The following is a 7,711-nucleotide window of genomic DNA, read 5'->3' on the forward strand; positions in this document are numbered from 1 at the left end:
GTGACGTGGTCGGCGGTGGTGAAGGCGAACACCGGGAGCTGGTCGCCGCGGGTGAGCAGGCGGAAGTCGCCGAGCGCCTCGATCCCCTCCGCGAGGTAGGTCGCCACGTTCCGGGTCGAGCGCTGCACCGCCTGGTAGCCCTCCCTGCCCAGGCGCAGGAACGTGTAGTACTGGGCCGCCACCTGGGCGCCGGGGCGGGAGAAGTTGAGCGCGAAGGTGGGCATGTCGCCGCCGAGGTAGTTCACCCGGAACACCAGCTCCTCGGGGAGCGCGTCGGCGTCCCGCCACAGCGCCCAGCCGACGCCCGGATAGACCAGCCCGTACTTGTGGCCCGAGGTGTTGATCGAGGCCACGCGCGGGAGGCGGAAGTCCCAGACGAGTTCCTCGTCCAGGAAGGGGGCGATCATCGCGCCCGAGGCGCCGTCCACGTGGACGGGGATGTCGAGGCCGGTGCGCTCCTTGAGGGCGTCCAGCTCGGCGCAGAGGCCGGCGATGGGCTCGTAGGAGCCGTCGAAGGTGGAGCCGAGGATGCCGACGACCCCGATGGTGTTCTCGTCGCACAGCTCGGCGGCCGCGCGGGGGTCGAGGTGGAAGCGGTCGCCCTCCATGGGGACGAGCCGGGGCTCGACCTCCCAGTACTCGCAGAACTTCTCCCAGCAGACCTGGACGTTGACGCCCATCACCAGGTTCGGGCGGGCGCCCGGATACCGGTCGGCGTTCCGATGGGACCAGCGGCGCTTGAACGCCATGCCGGCCAGCATGCACGCCTCGCTGGAGCCGGTGGTGGAGCAGCCGACCACGGCCGAGGGGTCGGGGGCGTTCCAGAGGTCGGCGAGGATCGCCACGCAGCGCCGCTCCAGCTCGGCGGTGCGCGGGTACTCGTCCTTGTCGATCATGTTCTTGTCCAGGCACTCCGCCATCAGCACCCCGGCCTGCGGTTCCATCCAGGTGGTGACGAAGGTGGCCAGGTTCAGCCGGGCGTTGCCGTCCAGCATGAGTTCGTCGTGCACCACCTGGTAGGCCGTCGTCGGAGCCAGCGGCTTCTTCGGCATCCGGTGGGTCGGCGGAGCCTCGGTCATCCCGCTCACCGGGTCGGCGTCCCCGAAGAACGGGTTGACCGATATGCGGCGTTCCTTGTGCTTTCGGGAACCTCGGTGCAGTGCCATGTGCCATGCCTCCGACAGTGGGGAAATCAGGGAAGGTTCAGCGGAGCGGGGTCCCGTCCGCGTGCAACTGCATCTGCGGGCGACCGGTCACCAGCAGCCAGGCGGGCAGCGAGGCGATGCACAGCAGGGCGAGCACGGCGGGGGAGGCGACCAGCGCGGCGGCCGTGAAGAGGCTCACCCAGCCCTGCCGGGTGATCGCCAGCAGCATGCCCAGGACGCCCGTGGCCACCGCGACCGCGGGCTGCACGGCCGGGACCAGCGCGTGCGCGCACAGGCCCAGCGCGGCCCCGATGAACACGGCCGGGAAGATCCGCCCGCCCCGGAACCCGCAGGAGGCCGCCACCACCAGCGCGGCCAGCTTCACCACCGCCATCACCGCGAACTGGCCCGCCGACCAGCCGCCGGGGTCCCGCGCCAGCTCCCCGACCTCGGTGAGCCCCTTGAACAGCGTCAGATGCCCGCCCGCGGCCGCCAGCGCGCCCAGTACGAGCCCGCCCGCCGGGAGCATCAGCATCGGGTGCCGCAGCCGGCGGAAGACGGCGTGCACGCAGGGGAAGACGTAGACCGCGCACATGCCGAGCAGCGCGGCCGCCGAGGCGATCACCAGGGCGGCCACCACGTCGTTCCAGCGGGGGTGGCCGAAGGGCGGCAGGCCCAGGTCGAAGGTGGGGCGGGCGACCAGGGTGGTGGTGATGGCGCCGCAGGCGGCGGCGGTCAGCGGGGCGAACAGGTTGTCCCAGAGCCGCCCCTGCAGCGGGCGTCCGGTCAGCGCCTCGGAGATCACCAGCGCGGCCGCGACCGGCGTGCCGAACAGCGCCCCGATGGTGCCCGCCTCCGCCAGCACCGGCCACAGCGAGTCCGGCGTCCGGGGCACCAGCTTGTGTCCGAACCACATGGCGAGCCCGACGTTGACCGCGATGATCGGGTTCTCCGGGCCGAGGCTCGGCCCGCCCGCCAGCATCAGGCCCACCGCGAGCACCAGCCCCGGCAGCACCCTCGGCGGCAGCACCGGAGCGTCCAGGCCGAGGGTGGCCGGGTCGGGCCCGGCGTGACCGGGGACCTTCCACACCACCAGGCCGACCGCGACACCGGTGGCGAACAGCACCACGAACATCCAGAGCACCGAGTACCGGCCCACACCCAGGGCGTCCGGCAGCGGCCCCCACAGCACGTGCTGGAGCTTCTCGGCCGCCGTGCTCACCCCGACGAAGACGAGGCTGGTCATGATCCCCACCGTCACGGAGGGCATGATCAGCGGCAGCAGTGCACGTGCCGGGGCCGTGGGAGCGGTCGGCGGCGGCTGCCGCGCGGTGTCCTGGGCCACGGGCTCACCATAAGTGGACAGAACCGGCGCAACATCCCGAACGAAATTCCCCCTTGCACCTCACCCGGCGTGAGGACCGAGCGTGTACCGGGCGGCGCACCGGGCGCCGCCGACGGCAAGAGCCGACGACAAGGAGCGAGGAACGTTGAGCTTCTCCGTGGGACAGGTCGCGGGGTTCGCCGGGATCACGGTGCGCACCCTGCACCACTACGACGAGATCGGGCTGCTCGTGCCCAGCGGGCGCACGCACGCCGGACACCGGCGCTACGCCGACGCCGACCTCGACCGGCTCCAGCAGATCCTGTTCTACCGCGAGCTCGGCTTCCCGCTCGACGAGGTCGCCGCCCTGCTCGACGATCCCGGCGCGGACCCCCGCGCCCATCTGCGCCGGCAGCACGAGCTGCTGACCGCCCGGATCGAGCGGCTGAGCAGGATGGCGGCGGCCGTGGAACACGCCATGGAGGCACGCACGATGGGCATCGACCTCACCCCCGAGGAACGCTTCGAGGTCTTCGGGGACCACGACCCCGAGCAGTACGCCGAGGAGACCGAGCGCCGCTGGGGCGGCACGGAGGCGTACGCCGAGTCCCGCCGCCGCACCGCCCGCTACACCAAGGCCGACTGGCAGCGGATGCGCGCCGAGTCCGACGACTGGAACGCCCGGTACGCCACCCTGGTGGCCGACGGCGTCCCGCCCGCCGACCCGGCGGCGATGGACCTCGCCGAGGAGCACCGCCGCCACATCGGCCGCTGGTTCTACGCATGCGCCTACCCGGCGCACCGCTGTCTGGGGGAGATGTACGTCGCCGACGCCCGCTTCACCGCGTACTACGACGCCCTCGGCCCCGGCGTCGCCGCCCACCTGAACGCGGCCATCGCCGCCAACGCCGACCGGCACGAGGGGTAGGGAAACCGGTCCTGGCTCACTCGCGGGCCAGGACCACCGCCGTGCCGTAGGCGCAGACCTCGGTGCCCAGGTCGGCGGCCTCGGTGACGTCGAAGCGGAAGGCGACCACGGCGTTGGCGCCCCGCGCGCGTGCCTGCTCCACCAAGCGCTCCATCGCCTGGTTGCGGGTCTGCACCAGGGTCTTGGTCAGCCCCTTCAGCTCGCCGCCGATCATCGACTTCAGCCCGGCGCCGATCTGGCTGCCCAGATGCCGCGAGCGCACGGTGAGGCCGAAGACCTCGCCCAGTACCCGCTCCACCCGCCGGCCGGGCACGTCGTTCGCCGTCACCACCAGTACGTCCGGCTCGGGCCCCTGGCCGCCGCCGTAGTCTTCGAGTCCCATGGCGCACAGCTTTGCCCCGGTCGCCGCACAGTGCATTCTGGAACGGCCGGTGGAACCCGGGCCCGTCACGAAGCGTTGATAGCTTTGGGCGGCCGCACCTGGACGCCGCAGCCGCCCTCTTCCCCCCTCAGGAGCCCGGACCCGTGATGACACTCGCCCTCGGCCCGAGCTGGCTCGATCCCAACCATCTGCTGAACACCTACAGCATCTGGGGTCTGCTGCTCATCGTCTTCGCCGAGTCCGGCCTGCTCATCGGCTTCTTCCTGCCGGGCGACTCGCTGCTGTTCACCGCCGGTCTGCTGATCACCTCCGGTGAGCTCGACTTCCCGCTGTGGGGGGCGATCGCGCTGATCTGCGCCGCCGCGGTCCTGGGCGACCAGGCGGGCTACATGTTCGGCAAGAAGGTCGGCCCGTCGCTGTTCAACCGGCCCGACTCGCGCCTGTTCAAGCAGGAGAACGTCACCAAGGCGCACGAGTTCTTCGAGAAGTACGGCCCCAAGTCCCTGGTCCTGGCCCGCTTCGTGCCCATCGTGCGCACCTTCACGCCGATCATCGCGGGCGTCAGCGGGATGCGGTACCGCTCGTTCCTGACCTTCAACGTCATCGGCGGTGTGCTGTGGGGCGCCGGGGTGACGCTCCTCGGCTCCTGGCTCGGCAACATCGGCATCGTCAAGGACAACATCGAGGCGATGCTCATCCTCATCGTCCTCATCTCGGTGATCCCGATCGCCATCGAGTTCCTGCGCGCCCGCGGCAAGAACAAGCGCGCCGAGCAGCAGGCCCCCGAGCAGCCCGCCTACGAGCAGCAGCCGCAGGCCCCGGTCATGGACGACTCCACGACCCAGCTCCGCCGCATCGAGCCCGACCAGCCCTACGAGGACCCCTACGGGCGCCCGTACGAGCAGCAGGCGGCCCCGCAGCAGTGGCAGCAGGGCTACGGCCACCAGCCCCAGGGCGGCCAGGGTTACCCCGGTCAGGGACAGGGGCAGGGACAGGGCGGCTACGGCCAGCAGCAGGACCCGTACTACGGACAGCAGCCCCAGCAGCAGCCGCAGTACGACGGCTACGGACGCCCCCGGCAGCCCCAGCAGCCCCAGCAGCCGCAGCACCCCCAGCAGCCCTACCCCTACGGGTGGGACCAGGGCGGACACCGCCCCCAGTAGGGGCCAGGCCCCCAGGTCCTGTCTGACCGCCCTTCGGGCGACGACGCGAATTGCTCAGACAGGACCTAGAAGCCCCTGGTCCGCTTGGCCGCCCGGCGCTTGCCGGGGGAGCCGATCCGCAGGGTGAGCCGGGAGATCTCCGCACCCAGGTTCACCCCGATGGCGATGGCCATGGCCAGCGACACGGCCTTGGCCAGCGACACCAGTCCCTTGTCCACATGGCTCTGCGCGATGGACAGCAGACCGAAGTACGTGGCGGAACCGGGCAGCAGCGGGCCGATCGCCGCCGTGGTGTACGGCAGCGCGGACGCGAACTGATAGCGCGCCAGCAACTGCCCGAAGAGGCCCACCAGACCGGCCGCCACCGCCGTGGACGCCACCGGCGAGAAGTTCGCCGTGTGCAGCGCGCCGTACACCGACCAGGCGACACCGCCGTTGAGCGTCACCCACAGCACGGTGGAGCGCTCCTGCTGGAGCAGCACCGCGAAGGTCAGCGACAGCACCATGGACGCCAGGATCTGCAGCACCGGCCGGGACTGGATGTTCAGCGCCGCGTCCGGGTTCAGCTCGCCGCCCACCTGCACGCCGAAGTACAGCACCGTCAGCACGCCGATCACGATGGCTACGAAGAAGTACATGACCTCCAGCAGCCGCGCCGCCGCGGTGATGTAGAAGCCCGTCAGCCCGTCCTGCACGCCCGCCACCAGCGCCCGCCCGGGCAGCAGCGCGAACAGTCCACCGGTGACCACCGCGGACGCCTTCACGTCCACGTCCGCCAGCGCGAACGCCACGCCGATCGCGGCGGGCGGCATCGCGGCCACCGTGAACTGGTAGAACTCCGGCAGCCCGCGCCCCGCCAGCAGCCAGGCCAGCCGGTCGCCGAGCATCGCGCCCAGCGCCGCCGCGACGAACACGATCGCGTCACCGCCGACCAGCACCGAGGCCGCGCCCGCCAGCCCGCCGCTGGCCATGGTCAGCGCCCAGCCGGGGTAGGGGTGCCGGTTGCGCCGCATCTCCGCCAGCCGGCGGTACGCCTCCTCCAGGGAGAGATGCGTCTCGGGGTCCGTGATGTCGTCCACCAGCCGGAAGACGGCCGCCAGCCGGGTGTAGTCGGTGCCGCGCCGGCGGACCGTCCGGGACGCCGTCACCGGGTCCTCCACCAGGGAGGGCTGATAGGTGATCGACAGCAGCGTGAAGGTCACCGTCGGCTCGCAGCGGTCCAGCCCGTAGGACCGGCACACCGCGAACATCGCCGCCTCCACGTCCTCGGCGCCCTCACCGCCCGCCAGCAGCAGTTCGCCGATACGCAGGGTCAGGTCGAGCACGCGCGGGACCGCGGGGCCCTCGTCCTCGGAGCGCGCCACCGGCTCCAGCGCCGGCCGCTCGGCCACCGGCATGCGCAGCATCGTCCGCATCCGGTCCTGCCAGGGCGCGTCCGTGACCAGCGTGAGCATCGGGACGCCCGTCGCGGGGGTGAACGCGGGCGGCGCGTCCTTGGCGCTGTACGTGCGCGGCGTGTTGAACGCCGAGCCCTCCGGCTCGGTCTCCGCCTGTGCCGACTCGAGCCCCTTGGGCACGGCGAACTCGGACGTCGTCTCCGATTCGCCGCTTCCCCTGGCGACCGCGAGTCCCTCCGGAATGGCGAACTCGGACGTGATCTCCGGGTCGAACGTGGCCCGCGCCTCGTCCGACCGGGGCTTGCGGTCCTCCGCCTCCGACACCTCGCACCGCTCCCTGAACGACACCTTCCGATTACGCCTCAGTATGCGCGTGAACGCGCGAACGGGCCGCACCGCCCCCACCGGGGCGGTGCGGCCCGCTCGTCGCGGAACGGCAGGTCAGTGACCGCCCTGCTCCTCCAGGCGCTTGTACGAGCGCTCGATCTCCGCCTCGGCCTCCTGGCGGCCCACCCAGTTGGCGCCCTCGACCGACTTGCCCGGCTCCAGGTCCTTGTAGACCTCGAAGAAGTGCTGGATCTCCAGGCGGTCGAACTCCGACACGTGGTGGATGTCGCGCAGGTGCTCCACGCGCGGGTCCGTCGACGGGACGCACAGCAGCTTGTCGTCGCCGCCGGCCTCGTCGGTCATGCGGAACATGCCGATCGCGCGGCAGCGGATCAGGCAGCCCGGGAACGTGGGCTCGTCCAGGATGACGAGCGCGTCCAGCGGGTCGCCGTCCTCGCCGAGGGTGTTCTCGACGAATCCGTAGTCGGTCGGGTAGGCGGTCGAGGTGAAGAGGCGACGGTCCAGGCGGATCCGACCGGTCTCGTGGTCCACCTCGTACTTGTTCCGCGAACCCTTCGGGATCTCGATCGTGACGTCGAACTCCACCGGTGGCTCCTCCATGATCAGCGCATAGTTCTGGTGATTAAGTGTCCCTCACGCAGGAGTGTGATCGCGAAAGGGGCTGGTGGTCGTGCCGGAGCTGGGACCTTTGCGGTCCGTGAGACCGCGTGTGAAGCGGCTCGCGGACGCCCTACGACCGAGTCTGGCGCACACCGCGTCCGTCGTGAAACCGCGTCTCGCCCGGTTGACGTCCACCCTGCGTCCCGGACCCGGCCGGCCCGGTCCCAGGCCCTCTCGGACCTGGTACTTCACCGCCTCGGCGGCCACCGCCGGACTGGCGCTGGCCGCCGGCGCAGTGGCCGTGGCCGGCCCCTTCGACGGCGCGGGTCAGCGTACGGCCGAGCGGGACCGCGCGGTCGCCCTCACGCTCGCACGTGGTGCAGATCACGACGGCGGTGGCCCCGGGGGAGGCGGCCCCGGGTCC

Annotated in this window: 7 protein-coding genes and 1 pseudogene; 3 read left to right on the top strand and 5 right to left on the bottom strand. The window is 71.6% G+C overall.

Annotated features, from left to right (window positions below; translation table 11 throughout):
* Both GT030_RS01810 and GT030_RS01815 read right to left on the bottom strand, forming a co-directional pair.
* The coding region (locus GT030_RS01810; RefSeq protein ID WP_161199498.1) for a glutamate decarboxylase at positions 1-1,166 on the bottom strand (1,166 nt) is incomplete at its 3' end.
* A 37-nt stretch (positions 1,167-1,203) separates the two neighbouring features.
* Complete coding sequence (locus tag GT030_RS01815; protein WP_161199499.1) at positions 1,204-2,490, bottom strand: ion channel protein; 1,287 nt, start codon at positions 2,488-2,490, stop codon at positions 1,204-1,206.
* Positions 2,491-2,635: 145 nt separating this feature from the next.
* On the opposite strand from GT030_RS01815, the gene GT030_RS01820 reads away from it, so the two are divergent.
* Complete coding sequence (locus GT030_RS01820; protein WP_161199500.1) at positions 2,636-3,397, top strand: MerR family transcriptional regulator; 762 nt, start codon at positions 2,636-2,638, stop codon at positions 3,395-3,397.
* Between the two features lie 16 nt (positions 3,398-3,413).
* On the opposite strand, the gene GT030_RS01825 is transcribed toward GT030_RS01820, so the two are convergent.
* Positions 3,414-3,779, bottom strand: coding sequence for a YbjQ family protein (locus GT030_RS01825; RefSeq protein WP_130338306.1), 366 nt, complete (start codon positions 3,777-3,779; stop codon positions 3,414-3,416).
* Positions 3,780-3,922: 143 nt separating this feature from the next.
* Here GT030_RS01825 and GT030_RS01830 point away from each other — a divergent pair, with 143 nt between their 5' ends.
* Positions 3,923-4,942 (top strand): VTT domain-containing protein, encoded by a 1,020-nt coding sequence (locus GT030_RS01830; RefSeq protein ID WP_161199501.1) that lies wholly within the window; start codon positions 3,923-3,925, stop codon positions 4,940-4,942.
* A gap of 65 nt (positions 4,943-5,007) precedes the next feature.
* Here the strand turns inward: GT030_RS01830 and GT030_RS01835 are convergent, their stop codons facing one another.
* Both GT030_RS01835 and GT030_RS01840 read right to left on the bottom strand, forming a co-directional pair.
* Complete coding sequence (locus GT030_RS01835) at positions 5,008-6,663, bottom strand: threonine/serine exporter family protein (RefSeq protein WP_161199502.1); 1,656 nt, start codon at positions 6,661-6,663, stop codon at positions 5,008-5,010.
* A gap of 117 nt (positions 6,664-6,780) precedes the next feature.
* On the bottom strand, positions 6,781-7,272 hold the full coding sequence (locus GT030_RS01840) for an inorganic diphosphatase (protein ID WP_030811306.1): 492 nt from the start codon (positions 7,270-7,272) through the stop codon (positions 6,781-6,783).
* Positions 7,273-7,450: 178 nt separating this feature from the next.
* Between GT030_RS01840 and GT030_RS36095 the strand changes: the two are divergent.
* A pseudogene (locus GT030_RS36095) lies at positions 7,451-7,711 on the top strand (D-alanyl-D-alanine carboxypeptidase); the annotation flags it as partial.

Source organism: Streptomyces sp. SID1328 (assembly GCF_009865595.1).
Taxonomy (GTDB): Bacteria; Actinomycetota; Actinomycetes; order Streptomycetales; family Streptomycetaceae; genus Streptomyces; species Streptomyces griseoluteus.

What these genes read in the sequence shown, in the direction of transcription:
- GT030_RS01825 (WP_130338306.1), bottom strand. Translation starts at nt 3,779, where the DNA reads ATGGGACTCGAAGACTACGGCGGCGGCCAGGGGCCCGAGCCGGACGTA.